At 60.6% G+C, this 23739-nt stretch carries 21 protein-coding genes; 14 read left to right on the top strand and 7 right to left on the bottom strand.

The annotated features are described in order from the left end of the window. Positions 1 to 115 precede the first annotated feature (115 nt). The 4 genes from EN857_RS15245 to EN857_RS15230 all read right to left on the bottom strand — a co-directional run bounded on the left by EN857_RS15245 (position 116) and on the right by EN857_RS15230 (position 3173). On the bottom strand, positions 116 to 808 hold the full coding sequence (locus EN857_RS15245) for an ABC transporter permease (RefSeq protein WP_127308658.1): 693 nt from the start codon (positions 806 to 808) through the stop codon (positions 116 to 118). Next, entirely contained in the window at positions 805 to 1518 is a 714-nt protein-coding gene (locus EN857_RS15240; protein WP_127308659.1) for an ABC transporter permease subunit, read from the bottom strand. The genes EN857_RS15245 and EN857_RS15240 overlap by 4 nt, the downstream gene beginning before the upstream one ends. 71 nt (positions 1519 to 1589) lie before the next feature. After that, entirely contained in the window at positions 1590 to 2441 is an 852-nt protein-coding gene (locus tag EN857_RS15235) for a transporter substrate-binding domain-containing protein (protein WP_127308660.1), read from the bottom strand. Between the two features lie 90 nt (positions 2442 to 2531). Next, on the bottom strand, positions 2532 to 3173 hold the full coding sequence (locus tag EN857_RS15230; protein ID WP_245478062.1) for a GntR family transcriptional regulator: 642 nt from the start codon (positions 3171 to 3173) through the stop codon (positions 2532 to 2534). Positions 3174 to 3402: 229 nt separating this feature from the next. Here EN857_RS15230 and EN857_RS15225 point away from each other — a divergent pair, with 229 nt between their 5' ends. The 4 genes from EN857_RS15225 (at position 3403) to EN857_RS15210 (ending at position 9269) form a co-directional block, all read left to right on the top strand. Continuing rightward, positions 3403 to 4299 (top strand): LysR family transcriptional regulator, encoded by an 897-nt coding sequence (locus tag EN857_RS15225; RefSeq protein WP_135858834.1) that lies wholly within the window; start codon positions 3403 to 3405, stop codon positions 4297 to 4299. 173 nt (positions 4300 to 4472) lie between these two features. Further along, the gene (locus EN857_RS15220) at positions 4473 to 6848 is read left to right on the top strand and encodes an aminotransferase class III-fold pyridoxal phosphate-dependent enzyme (protein WP_128346452.1); all 2376 of its coding nucleotides are present in this window, start codon (positions 4473 to 4475) and stop codon (positions 6846 to 6848) included. A gap of 145 nt (positions 6849 to 6993) precedes the next feature. Then, positions 6994 to 8091, top strand: coding sequence for a polyamine ABC transporter substrate-binding protein (locus EN857_RS15215; RefSeq protein ID WP_128346451.1), 1098 nt, complete (start codon positions 6994 to 6996; stop codon positions 8089 to 8091). A gap of 206 nt (positions 8092 to 8297) precedes the next feature. Further along, positions 8298 to 9269, top strand: a complete 972-nt coding sequence (locus tag EN857_RS15210; protein ID WP_128346450.1) for an acetylxylan esterase — start codon at positions 8298 to 8300, stop codon at positions 9267 to 9269. A gap of 928 nt (positions 9270 to 10197) precedes the next feature. Here EN857_RS15210 and EN857_RS35730 read toward each other — a convergent pair. Together EN857_RS35730 and EN857_RS15200 are read right to left on the bottom strand one after the other, a co-directional pair. Further along, positions 10198 to 10338, bottom strand: coding sequence for a CocE/NonD family hydrolase C-terminal non-catalytic domain-containing protein (locus EN857_RS35730; RefSeq protein ID WP_245478063.1), 141 nt, complete (start codon positions 10336 to 10338; stop codon positions 10198 to 10200). Positions 10339 to 10556: 218 nt separating this feature from the next. Further along, positions 10557 to 11600, bottom strand: coding sequence for a LacI family DNA-binding transcriptional regulator (locus EN857_RS15200; RefSeq protein WP_128346449.1), 1044 nt, complete (start codon positions 11598 to 11600; stop codon positions 10557 to 10559). 215 nt (positions 11601 to 11815) lie between these two features. Between EN857_RS15200 and EN857_RS15195 the strand changes: the two genes are divergently transcribed. The 10 genes from EN857_RS15195 (at position 11816) to EN857_RS15150 (ending at position 22938) form a co-directional block, all read left to right on the top strand. Beyond that, the gene (locus EN857_RS15195; RefSeq protein WP_135858831.1) at positions 11816 to 12859 is read left to right on the top strand and encodes an ABC transporter substrate-binding protein; all 1044 of its coding nucleotides are present in this window, start codon (positions 11816 to 11818) and stop codon (positions 12857 to 12859) included. 36 nt (positions 12860 to 12895) lie between these two features. After that, a complete protein-coding gene (locus EN857_RS15190) occupies positions 12896 to 13933 on the top strand; it encodes an ABC transporter ATP-binding protein (RefSeq protein WP_128346537.1) in 1038 nt (345 codons plus the stop codon). Next, positions 13930 to 14817, top strand: a complete 888-nt coding sequence (locus EN857_RS15185; protein WP_127308666.1) for an ABC transporter permease — start codon at positions 13930 to 13932, stop codon at positions 14815 to 14817. Before EN857_RS15190 ends, EN857_RS15185 begins: the two co-directional genes overlap by 4 nt. Beyond that, positions 14810 to 15601 (top strand): ABC transporter permease, encoded by a 792-nt coding sequence (locus EN857_RS15180; RefSeq protein ID WP_128346536.1) that lies wholly within the window; start codon positions 14810 to 14812, stop codon positions 15599 to 15601. Before EN857_RS15185 ends, EN857_RS15180 begins: the two co-directional genes overlap by 8 nt. A gap of 15 nt (positions 15602 to 15616) precedes the next feature. Further along, complete coding sequence (locus EN857_RS15175; protein ID WP_128346535.1) at positions 15617 to 16525, top strand: 5'-methylthioadenosine phosphorylase; 909 nt, start codon at positions 15617 to 15619, stop codon at positions 16523 to 16525. Positions 16526 to 17124: 599 nt separating this feature from the next. Beyond that, complete coding sequence (locus tag EN857_RS15170) at positions 17125 to 18051, top strand: transcriptional regulator (RefSeq protein WP_127390867.1); 927 nt, start codon at positions 17125 to 17127, stop codon at positions 18049 to 18051. 210 nt (positions 18052 to 18261) lie between these two features. Beyond that, positions 18262 to 19767, top strand: a complete 1506-nt coding sequence (locus EN857_RS15165) for an alpha-N-arabinofuranosidase (RefSeq protein WP_127390866.1) — start codon at positions 18262 to 18264, stop codon at positions 19765 to 19767. Between the two features lie 113 nt (positions 19768 to 19880). Beyond that, complete coding sequence (locus EN857_RS15160; RefSeq protein WP_127390865.1) at positions 19881 to 21155, top strand: extracellular solute-binding protein; 1275 nt, start codon at positions 19881 to 19883, stop codon at positions 21153 to 21155. Between the two features lie 59 nt (positions 21156 to 21214). Then, on the top strand, positions 21215 to 22099 hold the full coding sequence (locus tag EN857_RS15155) for a sugar ABC transporter permease (RefSeq protein WP_127390864.1): 885 nt from the start codon (positions 21215 to 21217) through the stop codon (positions 22097 to 22099). Continuing rightward, the gene (locus tag EN857_RS15150; RefSeq protein WP_127390863.1) at positions 22096 to 22938 is read left to right on the top strand and encodes a carbohydrate ABC transporter permease; all 843 of its coding nucleotides are present in this window, start codon (positions 22096 to 22098) and stop codon (positions 22936 to 22938) included. The genes EN857_RS15155 and EN857_RS15150 overlap by 4 nt, the downstream gene beginning before the upstream one ends. A 42-nt stretch (positions 22939 to 22980) precedes the next feature. Here EN857_RS15150 and EN857_RS15145 read toward each other — a convergent pair. Continuing rightward, positions 22981 to 23739, bottom strand: a 759-nt coding sequence (locus tag EN857_RS15145) for a TOBE domain-containing protein (RefSeq protein ID WP_135858827.1), incomplete at its 5' end; no start/stop codon positions are given.

Genomic DNA, 23739 nt, shown 5'->3' with positions numbered 1-23739 from the left:
TGGTCTGATCGAAGCGACATGTTCACCATCGCGTAACACAACACGGCAGCAGATCGTTTCGGCTTGTCGGCGCAGCCCATGTCGCCAATTCTCCTGATTATGCCCCGGTGATGTTTCATGCACGGACCCGATAGGGCGTTAGCCAGGTCTCCAGGGCATTCAGGGCCGAGATGATCGTGAAATTTATGGTGAGGTAAATCGCGCCCGCAGCCACGAAAACTTCGACGGCGCGATAAGTCTGAGAAATCAACCCCTGGGCTATGCCTGTCACTTCCATCAGGGTGACGATCGATGCCAGCGACGTACCCTTCACCATGAGGATGATCTCGTTGCTGTAGCTTGGAATGGCTTGGCGCAGCGCCAAAGGCAGAACGACGAGGCGCAGTGTCTGGATCCGTGTCATCCCGAAAGCGGAAGCGGCCTCGACAAGACCGCGCGGCACGCCTTGTATTGCGCCCCGCAGGATCTCGCTGCCATAGGCTGCGGTATTGAGACTGAGTGCGATGATGGCGCACCAATAGGGCTCGCGAAACAGCCACCAGAGCCCAACAGCCTGAAGCGTGGGACGGAACTGGCCGAGGCCGTAATAGATGAGGAATATCTGGACGAGCAATGGCGTGCCGCGAAAGACGGCGACGAAGGCGCGTATCGGCCAGACCAGCATCCGATGGTTTCCCTGCTGCGCCAGTGCGAGCAACAGGGCCAAGGCAAAGCCTATTGCGATCGACAGCCCAGCAAGCTGCAAGGTCAGCGGCAAGCCGGAGAGCAGGGTTGGAATGATCTCGACAAAGAAATGCAGGTCGATCATGCGTGGACCATGCCTCGCCACGCTCGTGTCTCGCCGTAGCGGAAGACCGATCCGGTCACCGCGGCGATGAGGAAATACAGTGCCGCGGCGGCCAGGTAAAAGACGAAGGGCTCCCTCATCGATCCTGCGCCGATCTGAGATTGCCGCATCAATTCCACGAGACCGATCACGGAGATCAGGGCCGAATCCTTGAGCACCAGTTGCCAGACATTTCCGAGGCCCGGCAGAGCGTGCCGCATCAATTGCGGTATGATGACGAGGCGTAGCGAATGGAATCGGGCCAGGCCCAAAGCCTTGCAAGCTTCGAACTGGCCGGGATCGACGGCGAGATAGGCTCCGCGATAGACCTCGGCTTGATAGGCGCCAGAAATAATGCCGATCGCCAGGACGCCGGTTGCAAATGTCGGGAGCCCGACGAAGCCGGCGCTGCCGAAGAGTTTTCCGATCTCGGTCAAGGCGATGCTGCCGCCATAGTAGAGCAGGTAGATCGTCAACAGATCGGGCACGCCCCTGAACACCGTGCCATAGGCCTTGGCCAACCACGACGGTACAGCTCTCGGTGAAAGCCCACCGCTCGCGGCCACTGCGCCGAAGAAGGCGCCGAGCAGGAAGCCTAGGATGGACAGCGCAAACGTAACGCCTGCTGCCAAGAGCAGCGCGCCGCCCCAGCCGCCCTTGCCGAGGGATAGGATATGGAGTGCATCGGTCATTTGAAACCTAGATGATCAGGGGCGTCCGGCCGATCGGTCGACACCGACCGGCCGAACAAGTCCCCAAATGGCTACTTGACCGGCGTCACGTCCGTTTTCACCCATTTTTCCGAGATGCTCTTGATGGTGCCGTCGGCGATCGCGGCGCTGATCGCGTCGTTGAGCATCTGCTTGAGCTTGGTGTCTTCCTTCCTCAGGCCCGCACCGGTTCCGGCGCCGAACAGACCGCCGACAAAGCCGGGCCCCGCTACCGTGAAGTTCGCGAATTCGGGTTTTGCAAGCGTCGCGGCGAGCGCCGTCTTCTGAGCGAATATCGCGTCGATGCGGCCCGCGGCCAGATCGAGATCGTGCTGCTCGGTCGTCTTGTACTCGCGGATCTCCACCGTGTCCCCGAAGTATTTCTTGACGAATTCGAGCATCGCCGTTGCCGCCTGGACGCCGACCACCTTGCCTTTCAGCAAGGGCTTCAACTTATCGATCGCGGCCTTGGTAGCAGCCTCATCGTCCATTTTGAATTTCTCGGTCGAAGCGCCGAGCTTGCCCAGGTCGCTGTCCTTGGCGGCTGCGAAACCACCCGGGTCGATCGCATAAGGCTGGGTGAAGTCGATGGTCTCGAGGCGTTTCGGCGTGATGAACATGCCGGCCATGATCACATCGAACTTGCCGACCTTCAGCGCAGGAATAAGACCGTCCCAATCCTGGGCGATGATGGTGCATTTGACCTTCATCCGCTCGCAAAGATTGTTGGCGAGATCGATCTCCAGTCCGTCGAGCTTGCCGTCGGCGTTGGTGAAGTTCCATGGAGCGTAGGCGCCCTCCGTGGCGATGGTGATGGCCTTGGGCGCGTCCTCGGCCAAGGCGGTGTGCATGAAGCCGAACATGCTGAGTGCGGCCGCAACTGCGGCCAAACGATTGAATTTCATTTGGTTCCCCTTTTTTTGGTAGGCTGATTGAACGATTCCCACGCCCGGCCGCATTGCCGTTCGAGGCCATTCATGCCCGGTCGGTTTTCGTCACCGGCCGGGACTCACGAGCTCGGCCAGCAGCGGCGCCGTGCCGAGAACATGTTCCTGCATCACCTGTTCCGCGTGCTGTGCGTCGCCCGAGCGCAAGGCAGCGATCACGGCGGCATGCTCCTCGCGCGCGGAAAGCGGCTTGTCACAATCGTCGAACCAGATGCGCATGTAAGGCTCGATGACCACATGCAGCGCCGATATCTGGTGGACCAGCTTGGGCCTCTGGCTCAACGCACAGATGCGGCCATGGAATTCCTGGTGGCGGACAACCCAGTCGCTACCGCCGCTCTGGCCCGCGCGTTCCATGCGTTCGAGCAGGCGGTCGAATTCCTCGAACTCCTCTTCGTCGATCCGGGGCATCGCCAGCCTGACGGCCAACCCCTCCAGAACCGAGCGAATTTCGAAAATCTCATAAAGCTCGTCGACAGTCAGCCCAGCGACCACGCATCCCCGATTTGGGCGAAGAACCACCAGCCCGTCGGATGCCAGGCGCCGAAAGGCTTCCCGCACCGGCATGCGGCTCATGCCTATTTCAGCCGCGATGTCTTCGGGAATGAGGCGGTCACCCGGTTTGTAACGACCGAGGCGAAGCGCTTGCTGAAGATGCCTATATGCCTCCTCCTCTGCGGTGGCGGGCAAGCGTGGCTCGACGGAGAAGGCTGCTGGCACTTTGCACCCAAAAGTATTTTTGTATCCACGTATTATCAAATCCGGATTTGGCTGGAGCGTCAAGACCCGATCATGACGAAGTAGGGAGGGAAGGTGGGCGATCTCGGCTGCTTCAAAGGCACGGGGCCTGGTTCCCAGAGGTCAAATCACGGTCGGCAGCCGCAATTGCCATCCAGTGCATTTGGTGCAATCTGCCCCCATGAAGATATCGGGCTCCGATCTCCATCTCTTTCGTGTCTTTGAAAGCGTGGTCCGCAACGGCGGCATGTCTGCGGCACAGATGGAACTGTCGCTCAGTCAACCTACGATTTCCAACCATCTGACGGCGCTTGAACAACGGCTCGGCGTGAAGTTGTGTGAACGAGGGCGGCGCGGGTTTTCGCTAACGGAGGAGGGGCGGCGGGTTTACGAAATCAGCACGGAAATCACCGGGATGCTGGACTCCGGTTCGGCCCGGCTTTCGCGTGTTAGAAGCGCTTTGGCGGGAAAGGTCGGCGTTGGCATTGTCGACTGCTTAACGACCGACCCAAGTTTCCGGCTCGCCGACGCTATTGCCGAGCTTTCCAAAGCTGCGCCGGAAATCGAGCTTGATCTCAAGATCATGGGCCCCAACGACATAACGAAGGCCGTGGCGGAAAACGAAATAGACATTGGGATAGGTGCCTCCGACATCAAAGTCGCAAGCGTGCAATACCAGATCATCTACCAAGAGGAGCACGCGGTATTTTGCGGTTCGGCTCATCCTTTGTTTTGCCGAAATGACGAGACGATTACGAGTGAGGAATGCTACGGCCATCCGTGGGTAGAGAGAGGATATTGGTACGGGATTAGGCGTCACCGCTTCGATACCGCCGCGAACCGGGTAGCCTTTGATATTGAGGCGCAGCTTCTGATGGTCCTGTCGGGCGCCTACCTCGGGGTCCTGCCGATACATTTTGCGAGCATGTTCGAACAGCAGGGGCGTCTTCGCCGACTTCCCATAGCCGACGAGGCCTATTCCGCCGACATCGAGGTCGCCACGCGAACAGGCGAGCAGGCTGCCAACGTCAGCTATGTCCGTGATGCGATCATCAGGGCGCACCAGATGCATTTGTGAAAACCAATGTATCCGTTCTCTGAATGATATTCTTGCCGTGTCGATAGAGGTCTAGCCTCTCGTAGGGCTGGCGATGCGCAGCGCAAAAGTGCCGCCTGCGGACTTGCCCGCCAAACGTGCAAGTTCGACGTGGTCGCCACGTCGGGTGTCGCTATTTAGCCTTAAGGCATGGGATGAGCACGGACGCACTGCTGCTTCGCAACCTTCCTAATTTTCCGCCGGAGACGACAAGGCGCCTCGTAGCAACCCGGTACGGGATCGACGGGACATACACGCAACTGGCTTCCGAGCGCGATCTGTCGTGGCGGATCGAGGGCACCGATGGCCGCGACGTCGTCGTCAAGATATCGAATGCCGGCGAACCCGAAGGCGTCGTGGATATGCAGGTCAAAGCCCTGAACCATATCTTCGAGCGCGATCCGTCCCTGCCGGTGCCTCGCGTCGTTCCCTCCCTCGCTGGCGCCCCATATGAATGGATCGAGGACGAGCGCGGCTGCCGGCACATGATCCGTGTGCTTACTTTCCTTCCGGGGAAGATCATGGAGCAGGTTGAGGAAGCCTTTTCCGCCGCCACTCGGTTCAACATAGGAGCGATGGTAGGACGGCTTGCCTATGCGCTGCGCGATTTTTTTCATCCATACGCAGGCAGCAATGTGCACCTCTGGGACATTTCACGTGCCCTGGCCTTGCGCCCGCAGATAGCAAAGATCTCCGACCTCGGGCTTCGGCAATTGTGCGAGGAAATCTTCGAGCGCGCCGAGCGCTTTACCCTTCCTCAATTGCTGAAAACGCGCCGGCAAGTCGTCCATCAGGATTCCCATGGCGGCAACATCCTTGTCGATCCCAACGACAGCACATCGCCGGTCGGTATCATCGATTTTGGCGATATGGGCTACAATCCCATTGTTGCGGACATTGTGACGGCTTGCGAGACATTCTCGAAATCCGATGATGATCCGATCGCCTACCTCTGCGATGTGGCGTCGGGTTTCGATTCGACATATCCGCTCGAAGAAAATGAGATCGATCTCATTTTCGACGCGATGCTGCTGCGCCTCGCACTGGCCACCGTCATCGTCGAAGCCAGGGAAGCCACGATCGAATCCGGCATTCCCCATATCGAAAACGCCGGCCAATACCCGCGAATGATGGAGTTGCTGAGCCGGCAAGGGCGCCCGGAGGCGGTACGCCGGCTTCGTCAGGCGTGCCGGTTTCCGGTCTATCATCCCTCGGGCAATGGCAGCGAGCCTCTCGCGAACGACTATGACCTGGTGAGGCATGAGCGCGACGCCCATCTTGGTCCGATATGGCATTTCTACAAGCAGCCCCTGCACATCACGCGCGCTCGAGGGGCCTGGATGTATGCCGCCGGCGGGACGGCTTATCTCGACGTCTACAACAACGTCCCCCAAATTGGTCATTGTCACCCGCACGTGGCGAGAGCCATATACCGTCAGGCCAGCGCGTTGAATACCAACACGCGATACATGTGCGACACGGCGGTCGAGTATGCGGCGCGATTGACCGCAGATCTGCCTGATCACCTGGACACCTGCATTTTCGTCAATTCAGGCAGCGAAGCCAACGATCTGGCGATGCAGATAGCCATGTCGCTCAGCGGGCATGATGGCGGTCTGATCATTGACCAGGCCTACCATGGATGCACCGAACTCACGACGACGCTCTCCAATGAAAGCTGGCGTCACTTGCCCGCCGGCGAGCATCCCAGGCAGATCGAGACCCTGATGGCCCCGGATATGTACAGGGGCCTTTTCGCCAACGACCCACAGGCAGCCGCGAACTACGCTGCGGATGCCGACCGGGCGATAGCCGCCTTGCGCGCCAGAGGGCACAGGCCGGCGGCATTCATGGTCGACACGGCCTTGTGTTCGAGCGGCGTGCTGCGGGCGCCTGACGACTATTTCAACCTCGTCGCGAGAACCGTCAGGTCGGCGGGTGGGTTCGTCATCGCGGACGAGGTGCAGGCCGGCTGCGGTCGCATGGGAACCTTCTGGGGGTTCAGGGCGAACGGGCTCTCGGATGACAATGTCGACTTCGTGACGATGGGCAAGCCGGTCGGAAACGGCCACCCGCTCGGCGTCGTCATCCTCGGTTCGGCACTTATGAAGCGTTTCCTCAACGGCACCTATCCGCTGTTGTTCAGCACATTCGGCGGCAACACCGTCGCATGCGCGGCGGGCATGGCTGTTCTGGACGTCATCGAGCGGGAAGACCTGATCGAGCGCGGCGCCGCCACAGGAGACTATTTGCGCCGGGAGCTTGGGCGTCTGGCGCAACGGCATCCCATCATCGGCGACGTACGCGGTCTAGGCATGATGACCGGCGTTGAACTGGTGACGGATCGCTTCACCAAGGAACCGGCGGCGCGGCAGACCGATCAGCTTGTCGAAGCCTTGCTCGCACGCAACATCCTGACAGGGAAAGGCACGCCGAACACCCTCAAGTTACGTCCACCGCTGATCTGGTCGCGAAAAGAGGCCGATATGTTCGTCACGGCTTTTGACGACAGTTTGAGCGGACTGCAATGACCTCTGCCAGGGCTTGCCTGGGCCAAAGCATGTCAGGCGAGCCCCCAGAAAATCGGGAACGATCGGAAGACCAGCACTGCTTCCGCTGAGAAGGGAACATCGGCCTGCCTGCAAAATGGCAAGCCGGACCAACAGGAGAACGAACATGAAGAAACAGCTACTCGGACTGGCTGTCACGATGACGGCCGTCCTCTTTTCCGCAGGGGTCTCGTTGGCGGAGGACAAGGTCGTCAACGTCTATAACTGGTCTGATTATATCGACAGTTCCATCCTTGATGATTTCACCAAGGAAACCGGTATCAAGGTCGTCTACGACACCTTCGATTCGAACGAAATTCTTGAGACCAAGCTGCTTGCCGGCGGCTCCGGCTATGACGTGGTGGTTACAACCGGACCTTTTCTGGCCAGGCAAATTCAGGCGGGCGTGTTCCAGAAGCTCGACAAGTCCAAGCTGCCAAATCTCAAGAACATGTGGCCCGAGGTGATGGCGCGCTTGGCCCAATATGACCCGGGCAACGAATATGCCGTCAACTATATGTGGGGCACGACCGGCATCGGCTACAATGTCGACAAGGTGAAGGCCGCGCTCGGCGACATGCCGATCGACAGCTGGGATGTGCTCTTCAAGCCGGAGAATGCGGCCAAGCTAAAGGACTGCGGCATCAATATCGTCGATGCGCCGGAGGAGACTATGGCCATTGCCATGAACTATCTCGGCAAGGACGGCGACAGCAAGAAGAAAGAAGACCTCGAAGCCGGTGGTGGCATCTACACGAAAATCCGGCCCTATGTCCGCACCTTCAGCTCCTCTGCCTACATCAACGACCTGGCGAATGGCGATAAATGCATCAGCATCGGCTGGTCGGGTGACGTGCTGCAGGCCAAGAACCGCGCCAAGGAAGCCAACAACGGGGTCAAGGTCGAATACCTGATCCCTAAAGAAGGCACCTATATGTGGTTCGACAATCTGGCTATTCCTGCCGACGCCAGGCATGTCGATGAAGCGCACGCCTTCATCAACTACTTGATGCGGCCGGAAGTCATCGCCAAGTCAACCAACTATGTCCAAACTGCCAACGGCAACCTCGCCTCGCAGAAGTTCATCGACGAGGCCGTGTTGAAGAACCCTTCAGTTTATCCGACGCAGGAAACGCTCAAGAAGCTTTTCACGATTTCTTCGTATGGGTCGAAGGAACAGCGCGTCCTTACCCGGCTCTGGACCCAGATCAAGACGGGCAGCTGAACGGGGCGGTCACCGCCCCACTTTTGCTGGCTGCGCCTCTGGTCAAGGTCTGCCGCCGCCACCTGATGGCCATGCGCGGAAGAATGGCGGGCGAGTCCGCGGTCTCTTGGACCGGTAACGCGCAAATCCACTCTCGGGGGCGGATCCGAATGCGGAGCCGTCCATATCAATCGCCGATTTGCTACTAATTCAAACTGGGAGAAACAATGCCATTCCAAGATCTGATCCAGCCTGAACTAGGCGCCTATGTCAGCAAAGTGGCCACGCCAGGCGACTTTGCCCAGTTCTGGGCCTCGACCATCGCCGAGGCCCGCCAGGCCGGCGGCAAGGTCGACATCGTACCGGCGCAGACGACACTGAAGGCGGTCCAGGCTTTCGACGTCACGTTTCCGGGATACGGCGGTCATCCGATCAAAGGATGGCTGATCCTGCCGACGCATCGTGAGGGGCGGCTTCCTCTTGTCGTGCAGTATCTCGGCTATGGCGGCGGGCGCGGCTTGGCACATGAGCAACTGCATTGGGCGACCTCAGGATTTGCTTATTTTCGAATGGATACACGCGGGCAGGGAAGCGACTACAGCGTAGGAGAGACCGCCGATCCCGTCGGCTCGACCTCTTCGTTTCCCGGCTTTATGACGCGTGGCGTACTGGACAAGAATGACTACTATTACCGGCGCGTGTTCACCGATGCTGTGCGGGCGATAGACGCTCTCCTGGAGCTGGACTTCATCGATCCCGAGCGCATCGCGGTTTGCGGCGACAGTCAGGGCGGCGGCATTTCGCTTGCCGTCGGCGGAATCGATCCCCGCGTCAAGGTCGTAATGCCCGACGTGCCGTTTCTTTGCGACTTTCCCCGCGCTTTGGGGACTGCCGTGCGCGATCCCTATTTGGAGATCGTCCGTTTCCTGGCGCAGCATCGCGAGAAGAAGGCGAAAGTCTTTGAAACGCTCGGCTATTTCGACTGCGTCAACTTTGCCAGGCAGTCCAAGGCAGCGGCGCTGTTTTCCGTGGCCCTGATGGACGAAGTCTGCCCGCCTTCTACCGTTTATGGCGCGTTCAATGCCTACACGGGGGAAAAGACCATCGTAGAATACGAATTCAACAACCATGAAGGCGGACAAGGCTACCAGGAGCGCGAACAGATGGCGTGGCTCAGCGCGCGGTTCGGTGTCGACTGATGTCAGCGGCCCAGCACTGGCCGGTTTTACCTTCCCAAGGGACCTCTGCTTGCCCGGGCAACCGGGCTCCAGCGGCTACCAGCCGCCCGGCTGCACGCTTCCATGCCCGCAAACAGCACATGGCGTGCGCTTTGAGGGACCCGCGGCAACCTTAGCGGTCAACGACCTCGGAGGGGCTGGGCGGCCGCTGCGGCAGAGTCCCGCGCGACCTTGATGCCATCGGCCTCTCCTTGCTCGGTGTCAGCTTACCCAGTCCTTCCCGCAACCGGACCGGCAGCAATCGGCCTCACTACGGCCGTTCTGGAGGATGGCTGCCAACGTTCGTACACTTCGTAAACTACATCTGTTTAGCGCCACGAGACGATACGGAACGATATGGGAAGCTTTCAGATTTTTGCCCACGAAACTCAATGAGTTCAAGACGCCCTCCGGGCCTGACGCGCTGTTATGTTGCCGTAGGATAGAACCCCTACATCTGGTCACGCGAGATCCGAGCGTTGCGCTCGCGTTCGAATACCTTGTGACCGTCAGCCAGTGCTTCAACCCGCTCCGAAATCACCCATTCGGCCGCCGTACAGGAGAGACGGGTGGTGCAATGGCTTTCCGTTCGCCAGTCTGTCCGTTGGGCAGCGCATGTCCAGCGAATCTCGGCGGCCAATGACAGGGGATCGTCGGGGGCTATAGACCATACCTCTCGCCGGATGTCGCGCGTGCACAAGCCGTTCTCCGGATGTCGACTGACCCGTATCCTCATGCACGCGGTAATGAGTGACACCTTGCTGAAGGTCACGTTCGACCGAACGGGCAGACAATCCTTCCGTCAAGACTTCATAGCGGGGCAGCGGATCGGGATCGGGTGGTTGAGGCACTTCGATCCTGCGATGCCCACCAAGCAGGGGTAGTTGCAGTTGCAGCGCCGAGAGGTCGATCACCAGAGTCGCGTCGCAAGGCGGTGGCAAGATGGTCGGCCAATAGGCACTGGACAATGGCGCAGACGGTGGCCCGGCGCAAAGCGGTAGCCGCACGCATCAAGCACCAGTTCGACTGCGACGGTCTCGCCCGGCTTCATGGGCTGTGGCTCGTTAATCCCTTGCCGGGGATGGCTCAAACTCAGTTCCGAAATGCAGCCACGGCGTTGACCTTCCGGTGCATGAACATCTCCGCTGCAGGCATCAACCTGCCATCGGCAACATATCGGCGTGTTGAAGAGGAGCGTCCTTGATCCGGATCTGCGCGCCGTTCGGCCCAGTCACCGATAATTGTCAGGGCAATGCGGATCTTCACTTTTCACTTTTTGAGTATTTGACTTACTCCCACTTCTTCTGGTCCGACCTGTTCGCCAGGGTCGAACTCACCTTCAAACAAGACTGTCGCGACCGACCCAAGCGGATTGGCGATCCGGTCCTCCAGCAGCTCGATCAGTTTGTGCCCGACGGCTGCCATGTCTATGGAATGAACGCCGATATTCGCCGGCAGGAAGCGCGACAGACGCGTGTTGTCGCGAGTGACGATGTGGACGTCTCGGCCCGGCTCAAGGCCCCGTCGGCCGAGCGCGTGCAGCGCCCCAAGCAGGCCCAGTTCATTGGCGCACGCCAGGCCCGTTGGCGGATCTGACGACGCCAGCAGCCGATCGAACCAGGCTGCGCTCGATTCCATCGTAAACGTGCCGTGGCCGATCAGCGATTGGTCGATCGGAAGGCCGGCCTCGGCCATCGCTCTCTGATAGCCTTTGAGCCGCGCGGCGCTCGCCTGGTCCTTCGCCACGAGAAGCTGCAGCGCTATGCGTCGGCAGCCCTTGCCCATGAGCCGTCGAGTCGCGTCATAGGCGATCTGCTCATTGTCGATATCGACATAGGGATAGGCGGCGTCCACATCGGTTCTGCCGAAGGTGACGAACGGAATGCCCTGGTCGAGCAGCAGCTTGATGCGCGGATCGCCCGAGACCATGCGCGTGATGATCAGCCCGTCCGCGCTGCGCGCCTGCAACAGGCGCCGCATGCTTTCGACCGGATCATCGTCGGGCGTGGTGGAATATATGGACAGGCTGTAGCCCGTTTGCCGCGCCGCCAGCGTCATGCCCTCGATCAGGGGAAGCTTGGCCAGATCGGACAGGTAATCGCTCGTCTCCATCGGCAGCACCGCCGTCAGCGTCATGGTCCGTCCGGTTTTGAGCGCGCGACCATGATGATCAGGCACGTAGCCGACGCGGTTGGCCACCTCCTTGACCCGCGCCACGGTCGAGGGGTGCACCTCCGGACCGTCCTTCAGAGCGCGCGATACGGTGGTCACCGAAAGAGAAAGTTCCGCCGCGATCTGTTTTAGATTGGCCATGTCGCCCGACTTGATTTGCGAATGCGTCGGCTGATTTTGCTGCGCTTCGTAACGTTACCGGATTCGACCTGACGGTCAAATCCGACGCCCCCCACTATCAAATGTCCGCCGTAAAGCCGCTTGACTCAATGCCGTTTCGCTGCAATCGTAACGTTACGATTTCCTAAAATGGGCACGTAATCGACGCTTTGATGAATCCTGGAGGAGGAAAATCCATGTCTTGGCTACCACGCATTTCCTTGGCGGTGATCGCAGTCTCGGCTGCCTTGCCCGTCTATGCTCAAACGGTCACCATCACCACCGCAGGCGGGGACTATGGCAATGCCATCAAGGAGGCCATGTGGGCTCCCGCTGCAAAAGAGCTTGGCTATGAGGTCCGCGAAGAGACCCAGAGCGACGGCCTTGCCGCGTTGAAGATGCAGGTCACCTCGGGCGCGGTCACCACCGACATCATCCATCTCAGCTCGCCGGAAGGCGCACAGGCGGCCGCGCAGTCGCTGCTGGAACCGCTCGACTACAAGATTATCGATCCCAAATCCGTGCCGGCCGGCGCAAAGTCCGATTACTGTTATCCCTTCGATTCCTACGGCACCGTCATGTCGTGGAACACCAAGGCCCTTGGCGACAACCCGCCGAAAAGCTGGGCGGAGTTCTGGGATGTCGCCAAGTTCCCGAACCGTCGCGCCTTGCGCGCCAACGCGCAGGACCTGATCGAGATCGCGCTGCTCTCCGACGGCGTGGCGCCGGCGGACGTTTATTCCGTGCTCAGCACCCCGGAAGGGCTGCAGCGCGCCATCAAGCGGATCGAGGCGATCAAGCCAAACGTCTCCGTGTGGTGGACCTCGGGCGCGCAGTCGGCGCAACTGCTGAAAGACGGCGAAGCGGATCTGGTTGTCACCTGGAACGGAAGAGCCCAGACCGTGAAGGCGGATGGCGGCGCCGTCGACTATACGTTCAAGGGTTCCGTTATCGGCACGGACTGCCTCGGTGTGCCGAAGGGCGCCCAGAACAAGGACGCGGCCATGAAGCTGATCGCGGCGATGACGCAACCCGCTCGGGTGGCGAAGCTCACCGATTTCATCGCCTACGGGCCGGTCAACCCTGCCGCCTATGAAGGAGGCCTTATTCCGAAGGACCGTCTGAAGACCCTGGCGACGGCGCCCGAAAACGCCGGCACTTCGGTGTTCTCGAATGCCGACTGGTGGCTGAAGAACGGCGAAGCCGCGCAAAAGGCCTTCGATGAAATGATCAGCCGCTGACGCTCCAGCGCATCAGATGCAACGACGGAGCGCATGATGAAATCGCTTCCGATCACCATCGACAGTGTGCGTAAGGCCTATGGGTCTTACGTCGCGCTGGACGATGTCTCACTCGACATCAGGGCCGGTGAATTCCTGACGCTGCTCGGCCCCTCCGGGTCGGGCAAGACCACTTTGCTGATGGCTCTGGCCGGTTTTGTCCGGCCCGATTCCGGAAAGCTCCTGTTGGGGGATCGCGACATCACTCGCCTTGCCCCCAACAAGCGGGAGATCGGCATCGTATTCCAGAACTACGCCCTGTTTCCGCACATGAACGTCCTCGCCAATGTCGAATATCCGCTGGCGCTGCGCAGGAGACGGAAGGCGGAAGCGCGTCAGCGGGCACTGGACGCCCTGGCCCGCGTGAAACTTGACGGTCTGTCGGAGCGTGGCATCGGCGAGCTGTCCGGCGGCCAGCGCCAGCGTGTGGCGTTGGCGAGGGCGATCGTCTTCGAGCCGCGCGTGATGCTGATGGATGAGCCGCTGTCGGCGCTCGACAAGAATCTGCGCGAGACCATGCAGTACGAGATCCGGCGCCTGCACGATGATCTCGGGATCACCACCATCTATGTGACCCATGACCAGCGCGAGGCGCTGACCATGTCCGACCGGATCGCGGTGATGAACTCCGGCCGCATCCAGCAGATCGATGCGCCGCAGCACATCTATGACCGCCCATCGACACGCTTCGTCGCCGAGTTCATGGGCGAAGCCAACATTATCGCCCCGGGCCTAGCGCGCAGGATCGATGGCGCCGACGCGCCGCGCGAGACGCTGATGATCCGCGCCGAAAGCCTGCATCTCGACGCGAGCCTCGCCGGACGCGACGGAGTTGCCCTCGACGGGACACTGCGCGCCAAGGCATTTCGCGGCGAGAACTGGCTTTTGACGCTGGCGCTTGACGGCGGGCAGGAAATCCTAGTCTGCATTCCGGCGGCCCTGGCCGGTGGCTGCGTCGAGCTTGCCGCCAGTCAGCGGGTGACCGTCTATGCGCCGGCGCAAAAAGTTCATGTTTTGCCGGGAGCAATGGCGTGAGCGTCGCCGCCGATCCCGCGCTCGCCGCGGATGGCCGACGCGAGCGGCGCTTCTTCCTTTCGCTGTCGCTTCCGGCGCTTTTCATCGTTGGGCTGGCGGCGATACTGCCGCTCCTCTGGATCGTCCGGCAATCCTTCCTGACGACGGCGGGCCAATACTCCGTCGGCAATTACGAGAAGGTGCTGTCGAGCGGGCTGACATGGTCGGCCTTGGCCACGACCCTTGAACTGTCGCTGGGCACGCTGGTGGTCTGCATTATTCTCGGCATTCCGCTGGCGCTCGCTCTGGCCAGCACTCGGCCGAGGGTGGCCAACGTGCTGATGGCCTTCGTCATGCTGCCATTGTGGACCTCTATTCTGGTGCGCACCTATGGCTGGCTCGTGCTGTTGCGGCGCGATGGCCTGATCAATGCGGCTTTGACGGGTTCAGGCCTGACCGCGGAGCCATTGCCGCTGGTCTACAACTTCACCGGCACGCTTATCGGCATGGTTCACTACATGCTGCCGCTGTTTCTGCTGCCCGTTTACGCCGCGATGCGCGATATCGACACAAACCTCACTCGCGCCGCCGCCAGCATGGGAGCCACGCTCGGGCAAGTGATCCGCACGGTCATTCTGCCGCTTTCGGCCGGCGGCATCTTCTCAGGCTCGATCCTCGTCTTCATCTACACGATCGGCTTCTTCATCACCCCCGCGGTGCTTGGCGGCGGCAAGGTGAATCCGCTCTCCATCCGGATCGAGCGTACGCTGTCGACCTTCCAGGATTGGGGCTCGGCGAGCGTCCTGGGCATTCTGCTCCTCGTGCTCATGGCGCTGATCGCGGTGATGTTCCTGACGGCAAGACGGCTGATGGCACACAACAAAATGGGTGCGGCCCATGCTTGAGGCCTATCCGGACAACAGGCTCGCCCGCGTCGCTCTGTGGGGCTTTGCCGCGCTTGTCATGGCGTTCTTGATACTGCCGACACTTGTCGTCGTGCCGCTCTCCTTTTCGGCGTCGGACCTGCTCGAGTTCCCGCCGCGCGCCTACTCGCTGCGCTGGTATGAGAATTTCTTCGGGTCGGCCACCTGGATGGACGCGCTTAGGACCAGCCTGATCCTCGGCACTTTGACGGCGGCGATTGCCGTGCCGCTGGCGCTGCTGGCCTGCATCTCGACGAACAGGCTCGGCGGCCGGGCCGCGGCGACCATTCAGGGTGTTCTGCTCACCCCTTCCATCGTGCCGGGAATCCTGCTTGCGATCGGCCTCTTCTTCGTGCTGGCGGCGCAGGGCCTGGTCGGAACGCTGTTCGGCGTGCTGGTAGGCCACGTGGTGCTGGCTATCCCGGTCGCCTGTATTGTGCTGGTGCCCGCTCTTGCCCGGTTCGACTGGAACCAGGTCCAGGCGGCGCGCAGCCTGGGCGCCGACTGGGCCAGAGCCATTGGCGGTATCATCGTTCCGCAACTCAGGATCAGCCTGTTGTCGGCGACGTTGATGGCCTTCCTGACCTCGCTCGACGAATCCGTCATCTCGATCTTCGTCGCCAGCGGCCGCAACAGCACGCTGCCGAAGCTCATGTTCCTGTCGCTGCGCGATCAGATCGATCCAACCATCGCGACGATCTCGACATTATGGACCGCCATCGTCGTGGCCGTCATCCTGATCGTGACGCTTCGCCAGAAATCCTGACCGAGACCGGAAATCATGCCAAGCAATCCTATCGCAGCCGACCATCAGACAGACATCCCCAAGGTGGGGCTGGCGATCATCACCGGTTCTGCAAACTGGGGGCTGGCCTTTCCCGAAGATGTCGAAGTCGATGGCGTGCGCACCTTGCGGCGGGACATCAGCTTCGAGACGCCTTTCGGCTGCACTGACAACTGGAAGCTGATCGAGTTCGATGCCTCGATTACCGCCGAAGGCAGAACGAAACAGGCGCTGTGCATGTATTCGCATGGCAACCCCCGCGACCATATCGACCATTCCTGCCATCGCCGTGCGTTTTGGGTATTGATGAACGCGGGTGTGCGCCAGGTCCTGGCCTGCTCGACCATCGGTGCCGTCAACAAGGCGATCCAGCCCGGCGACATGGTGGTGAACGCCGATATCATCGAGCTGACGCAGACCCCGTTCTCACTGCTTCCCGGCCGCCAGAGCTTCGACTGTTCCGGCAAGCAGATCGTATGCCCAAGATGCGCGGCCGTTCTGGTCGAAACCGCGCGCCGTCACTGGCCGCCGCAATGCCGCGTTCATGGCATCGAACAGCAGCTGGTGGCTGCCCACTGTTACGGGCCGCGTCTTACGAGCCCGGCCGAAGCCTTGGCGTTTCGAAGCATGGGGGCCGACGTGCTCAACCATTCGATTGCCCCCGAAGCCACCTTGTCGCGCGAGATCGGCGCCTGTTTCGTGCCCTTGGCGTTCGTTACGGCGGCCTTCAATGACTATATGGACCGTAATCGCCAGGAATTGCTGCAGCAGGACGTGTTGCCGAGCCTGTCCATGACAGCCTCGCGGGTTGCGCTGGAAACCGCCGCCCGGCTTCCGGTCGATCCGCAATGTTCCTGCCATGGCTTGAAATCGCCGCAGCCGGAGGAACGCTCCAGCCGGTTCTGAGCCAACGCCAGAGCGACCCTCCTTCAGCCTCGCCGATCGGCACCTCGAGTGCCCGGCTCGCAGTAAGAGACCGCATCTATCGCGAAAGCTTTCTGCCACGGCTCTTCCCCGGCAGAGCGTCTCGCAGAGCGCGTGTGCTAAGGCGAAAGCCGTTTTCTGTGGCGACGAGCGCTTGCCGGGAAACTCCTCGCCCTCCTAGTCCCTAGGTTCGCCAGACCATACGAGAGAATACGAAGGAAATGGGTTGGCGAACCATCCGGTAAGGTATTGATTTTGTGTCGAAAACGATGTCCCTCCGGGCCCACCATTGTCGTTGTTTATCAATTACTTATCGCCAGCCGCTTCTTCGCCCGGTTAGCCAGATCCTGGCGGCGGAACCCCTGCCACGTCGGCAGCCAAGATCGCCGCAAGCCTGCGTTGCTCTTCTCGCAAGGGACGACCCTCCCGCCAGTCGGAACAATTTAGCCTAAGAAACGGCGCGAGCGAGCCTTGTTCGGATGCCTGGAATCCGAAATTGGCGCTAGGGGAGCATAACGCCACCGTCTTTATTTGTATCTGATCTGCTGATACATAACTCCGTGTGACGAGTGCGGGGCCATATGTCGAATGAAATCATGGTTGTCGATCCGCTTGAGCGGCTTGACTTGTTGAAGGGCCTCGCGAGCGAGGTCCGGGTCCGGATTCTCGATCTGCTGCACCGCAAGGGGCCGAAAAACGTCAATCAAGTGGCCGAAGAACTGGGTCTTCCGCAATCAACGATTTCCGCAAACATCCAGGTTCTTGTCGATGTCGGTTTGATCGAGACGAAATCGCAGAAGGCGCGCAAGGGAAGCCAGAAGGTTTGCTATTCGACTTTCTCCGAGTTGGTTGTCGTCTTTAAGGACCGCACCCCGGCGCAGGATCTCGGCGTCATAGAAGTGGCGATGCCGCTTGGACTCTATACGAGATGCGAAGTTTCCGCTCCCTGCGGCCTGTGTTCAAAAGACGGCGTCATCGGACTTCTCGATGTGCCCGACACCTTTCTCGATCCTGACCGTATGCGGGCAGGGCTGCTGTGGTTCACGCGCGGCTTCGTCGAATACCAGTTTCCCAACAATGCGACGCTTGCCAATGCCAAAGTCGGCGGATTGGAACTAGCGATGGAGCTTTCGTCGGAGGTCCCGGGCACATCGAAGGATTGGCCATCGGACATCACGGTAGCGATCAACGGACACGAGATAGATACCTGGACAGCGCCGGCCGACTATGGCGACAAGCGCGGCAAGCATACGCCCGGCTGGTGGAAGCTGGCCGGATCGCAATATGGCGACCTCGCACACTGGCGCGTCACGAACAACGGCACCTATCGCAACAACAACAAGGTTTCCAAATGCTCGCTGGCTGATCTGGAGCTCGAGCGGCACCGCTCGATCCGGATACGAATCGGCGTGAAGGAAGATGCGCGTCACCCCGGCGGCATAAACATCTTCGGTAGCGGCTTCGGCAATTACAGCAACGACATCGTTCTGCGCCTGCTGAAGGCTTAAGGGCACGGTCTCACGGAAACTGCGAACTGCTCCACTCTTTGTTTGGACGTAATTCCAACAGAAAGCGCTACGGCTTTTCCAGGAAAGCCGCACACATCTTTCCTGGAATTGCTCCAGGCCCTTGACGGGCGGGCGAACTCCGCCCTTAACTGACCCGTGACCCGGATATAAATCGGAAAGTCGGATTGATAGTCCGCAGTGGGAGGGATCATGAAGGCCAGAGTCACGGCGAACGCGGCCTATGCCGTCGCGGATATCGACAAACGTCTTTACGGCTCGTTCCTGGAGCATCTCGGCCGGGCGGTCTATACGGGCATCTACGAGCCCGGACATCCGCAAGCGGACGAAGAGGGAATGCGCAAGGACGTGATCGAGCTGGTGCGTGCGCTCGACACGCCGATCTGCCGTTACCCCGGTGGCAACTTCGTATCCGCCTACAATTGGGAAGACGGCATAGGGCCAAAGGAGAGCCGCCCGCGGCGGCTCGATCTTGCGTGGCGCACCACGGAGCCCAACCTGGTTGGCATCCATGAATTCGCCGACTGGGCCGAAAAGGCCGGCACCGAGATGATGCTTGCCGTCAATCTCGGTTCGCGCGGCCTCGACGAGGCGCGGGCGTTCGTTGAATACGTCAATCACCCGGGCGGCAGCTACTGGTCCGACCTCAGGGCCAAGAACGGACGCACGCAACCCTGGAACTGCCGCCTCTGGTGTCTCGGCAATGAAATGGACGGTCCCTGGCAGGTTGGCCATAAGTCGGCCAGCGAATACGGCCATCTTGCCAACGAGACAGCCAAGGCGCTGCGCGGCCTCGACCCGACGGTGGAACTGGTCGTGTGCGGCTCGTCGCATTCCAATATGCCGACCTATCCGCAGTGGGAAGCAACCGTGCTGGAAGCGACCTACGAGCAGGTCGACTACATCTCCCTCCACATGTATTTCGAGAACTACGAGAAGAATACGGCCGAATATCTCGCTCTTCCGGCCAAGCTCGACCGCTACATTGGCACGGTCGCGGGCATCATCGACTACGTGAAGGCCAAGACGCGCTCGAAGCGGAATGTGAAGATCTCTTTCGACGAGTGGAACGTCTGGTACCATCAGCGCAAGCAGGACGCCGAGCGCATGCGCAGCTGGGACTGGCCGGAAGCGCCCAGGCTTCTGGAAGACATCTACAATTTCGAGGACGTGCTGCAGGTCGGTTGCATCATCAACACCTTCATCCGCCGGTCGGATATCGTTCGCATCGCTTGCATCGCGCAACTGGTGAACGTGATCGCGCCGATCATGACCGATCCCGGCGGCGCCGCCTGGCGGCAAACGATCTACTGGCCATTTATGCTGGCCTCCAGGCACGGCCGCGGCACCGCGCTGCAACTCGCGGTCGAGGTGCCTACCTATGACGCGGCCGCGGCCGACAAAGTGCCGTGGCTCGACATTGCAGGCGTGCACGATTCGAGCGCCGGCACGCTGACCTTTTTTGCCATCAACCGGCACGGGTCCGAGGCGATAGAGGCCGACGTCGCCCTCGAGCGGTTCGCCGCCAAGTCCATCGAGCACACGATCATCCGTCACGACGACCTCGAGGCCTGCAACACGAAGGACGCACCGGACAACGTATCGCCTGTCAAAGGCAACGGGGCAGCGCTCACCAGCAAGGGAATGACACTTAACTTGCCGCCGCATTCCTACTCGATGGTCCGCGTGACGCTTTAAGTTAATATCCGATTATCTGATATATACCCTAAAATCCGTTGCAGGTGGTTCGGTTTGGTGTAGCATTGAGACGTTCAAGGCGGATCTAACCGCCGTACTCGGGAGGAGCTGAGATGAACTTTCGCAAGATGATGGCCCTAGCGGTGATTGCGGCCGGAGGATTTTGGGCCGTCGCGGCCCAGGCCGAAGAAACCGTCGCATGGTGGGATTTCCTCGGCGGCGGTGACGGTGTGCGCATGAAGCAGATGATCTCCGACTTCAACGCCGCCCACGCCGGCAAGATCAAGATCGACGCCACGACGCTGGAGTGGGGCACGCCCTTCTACGCGAAGGTGCAGACCTCGGCCGCGGTCGGTGAGGCGCCTGACGTCATGACCTATCATGCCAGCCGCATCCCCTTGGCGGTGAGCCAAGACATTCTCGAAGAAATCACCGCCGACGATATGAGCAAGATGGGCCTCTCTGCCTCGGACTTCGCCCAGACGACGATGGGCGCCGTGACGGTCGACGGCAAGCAATACGCGGTGCCGCTCGATACCCACCCGATCGTCCTGTACTACAATCGCGTCCTCCTGAAGAAGGCAGGCGTGCTCGGCGACGACGGCCGTCCCGTGGGTATGAGAAACAAGGAAGAATTCACCGCGACGCTGCAGAAGTTGAAGGATGCCGGCGTCGAGTTCCCGCTGGGCAGCGTCACCGCCGACGGCAACTTCATGTACCGCACCATTTATTCGCTGGTGTGCCAGCAAGGCGGCGAGCTTCTGACGGGCAACGAGTTCCTCGCCGGCGACAATCCTGAAAAGCTGGCGAAAGCGTTAGCGGTCCTGCAAGGGTGGACGAAGGCCGGGCTGCAGTCGACCTATACGGACTATCCCGCGACCGTCGCCCTGTTCACCTCGGGCAAGGCCGCAATGATGATCAACGGCGTCTGGGAAGTTCCCACGATGACCGACCTCGCCAAGCAAGGCAAGCTGTTCGACTGGGGCGCCGTCGAGATCCCGGTGATCTTCGACAAGCCATGCACCTATGCGGACAGCCATTCATTCGCAATCCCGAAGAACAAGGGCAAGGAAATCAGCCCGGAAAAGCGCGCCGCCGTCCTCGAGGTGATCTCCTGGATGGACAAGCACTCGCTATTCTGGGCCACGGCAGGGCACATCCCGGCCTACAAGCCAGTCACCGAAACGGCTGAATACAAGGCAATGGAGCCCAATGCGACCTACTCGACGCTGACGGCCAACATGATCTTCGATCCGAAGTCGCCCAAGGCTGGTGTCGCCGGGCCGATCTTCGACATCATGTCCAATTATTTCGTGCCGACCCTCAATGGAGAGATGGACCCCGGCGAGGCGGTGAAATCCATCAAGGATGAGCTGAACAGCATGTAGGGCTCAAGGGCTGGGACCGTCCTGTCCAGAGCGGTCCCAGTCATATTTGAGGAAGAGCCATGCTTCGCAACTCCCGCACTGAACGTCTTGTCGCGCTGGTGCTGGTCGCTCCCTTCCTGGCGATCTATCTGCTGGCGTTCGTCTATCCGATGGTCCAGATGTTCCGCATCTCCTTCACCGATGCGCCGCTGATCGGCGCGGGTCGGTGGGTTGGTCTCGACAACTACCTGCGGCTCGACAACGACCCGATGTTCCGGCGCGCGCTCTGGAACACCGCTTATTTCGTGCTGATGACGGTCGTCCCAGGGACACTCATCGCCCTGTTGATCGCGCTGGGCGTGTCGCGGCTCAAGGGCCACTTCCAGTCGATCGTGCTGGCGCTGTTCTTCCTGCCCTACATCCTGCCGGTGTCCGTCGTCTATCTGATCTGGGACTGGACGCTGAATTTCCAGTTCGGGATCGCGATGCATGTGCTGGACTGGCTCGGAATCCCGCGCGTGCCGGTCTTCAAGTCGCGCGTCTGGTTCTTGCCGGCTGTGGCCGGGGTGACAATCTGGTGGACCGCGGGCTTCTCGATCCTCCTCTTCCTTGCCGGACTGCGGTCCATACCAGCGGAGATCTACGAAGCCGCGGCGCTCGACAACTCGACGCGATGGACCACGTTCCGGCGCATCACCTGGCCGCTGCTGTGGCCGATCACCTCGCTGGTGTTCACCATCCAGCTCATCCTGCAGCTCAAGATCTTCGACCAGGTCTATCTGTTCTCGATCGGCGGCCGGCCGAACGACAATATGGTGCTCGTCTACTACGTCTTCCAGAAGGCCTTCCAGCAGAACCAGGGAGGCAGGGCGGCGGCCGTCGCCGTCACCCTCTTCGTGCTTGTGGTGGTCGTCTCGGTCCTGCAATTCCAACTGCTCCGGTTCGCCGAAAGGCGGCGCCGATGAACGCCGTGGCTGCGCAACGCTGGAACTTCTGGGGCGGGATCATCACCGCACTGACGCTCGTCTGGGCCATCCTTTGGGCGTTCCCGCTCTACTGGGGTGTGATCTCATCGCTCAAACCGGATGACGAGGTCGTACGGCCCTACATCGAACTCTGGCCCGAGACGCCGACGCTGGAGAACTACATCAGCGCTCTGACCACCACGCAGATCAGCGCCTGGTACGTCAATTCAGTGGCGGTCGCGGTCGGCGTAACGGTCATCACCATCTTCATCTCGATGCTGTGCGGCTACGCAATCTCGCAGTTGCGGTTCCCGGGGCGGATCGCGCTTTGGTGGCTGATCCTTGCCTCCTTCATGGTGCCGACTTCGGCGCTGATCATCAATCACTTCGTGCTGGTCGCCAACCTCGGCCTGCTCAACAGCTGGGCCGGAATCATGTTGCCGCAGCTCATCCACCCCGTCATCATCATCGTGTACAAGCAGTTTTTCGATCAGGTCCCGAAGGACTTCCGCGAGGCTGCGGTGATGGACAATGCGTCTGAATTCGGGATCCTCTTCAAGATCTACATGCCGATGAACTGGGGGGTAACGACCGCGCTGTCGATCGTCTGCTTCATCTGGACGTGGAACGCGTTCTTGTGGCCGTTCCTCTCCGTGACCCGCACCGAGATGATGACCATCACGGTCGGCATCACGCAGGTCAACGACGCCTTCGGTGTCTACTACGCGCGCCAGCTGTCGGCAGCCGTACTGGCCGGCCTGCCGGTGGCACTGGCCTACCTCTTCTTCCAGCGCCGGGTGACCGAAGCGATAACGCTCTCGGCAGGTATCAAGGGCTAGAGCCCCGGCAAGATGCCGGAGGGCACGACCCGCTCGGCGGGTTCAGTCTCCGTCGGCGCGTGCGTGCCAGGCCGACCCGTCCGCGGCGAAGAGATGCAGGGCCGTGGTGTCGAACTTCAGCCGAACGGCGTCGCCTGGTTTGACGCTCGAAAGCCCGCGATCCTGTGCCGTCACCTGCGTCCCATCCGCGAGCCGCGCATAGACGAGCGTTCGCTCGCCAAGGCGCTCGACAACGGTGGCCGTGGCGGATGTTTGATTGCCCTCAGCGACGACAGTCAGAGATTCCGGCCGTACTCCGAGTTCGCGCCAATCCATGTTGGCCGGCGTGCCAGGAAGTTCGACGAGCGATCCATCGGTCAAGCGCGCATTGAGCCTGTCGCCTGAGCCCGAAACCGTAACAGGCAGGATGTTCATTGCCGGCGACCCGACGAAGGTCGCGACGAATCGCGACGCCGGACGTGCATAGACATCGACGGGTCTTCCCATCTGCTCTATCCGGCAATTGTTGAGGATCACAATGCGGTCGGCGAGCGTCATCGCCTCCACCTGATCGTGGGTGACGTAGATCATCGTCGACTTCAAACGCTGATGCAGTTCGGCAAGCTCAACGCGTGTACGGGCGCGAAGCGCCGCGTCCAGATTGGAGAGTGGCTCGTCGAACAGGAATGCCTTGGGCTCCTTGACGATCGCACGCCCGATGGCCACGCGCTGGCGCTGCCCGCCGGAGAGCTGCGACGGCCGTCGGTGAAGCAGCGCTTCGATCTCCAGGATACGCGCAGCCTCGGCGATCCGCTGGCGGAT

Origin of the sequence: Mesorhizobium sp. M4B.F.Ca.ET.214.01.1.1 (assembly GCF_004791545.1) — a bacterium.
GTDB classification, from domain to species: domain Bacteria; phylum Pseudomonadota; class Alphaproteobacteria; order Rhizobiales; family Rhizobiaceae; genus Mesorhizobium; species Mesorhizobium abyssinicae.
The sequence above is the reverse complement of the archived record's forward strand: the minus strand, read 5'-3'. Positions and strand labels throughout refer to the sequence as shown.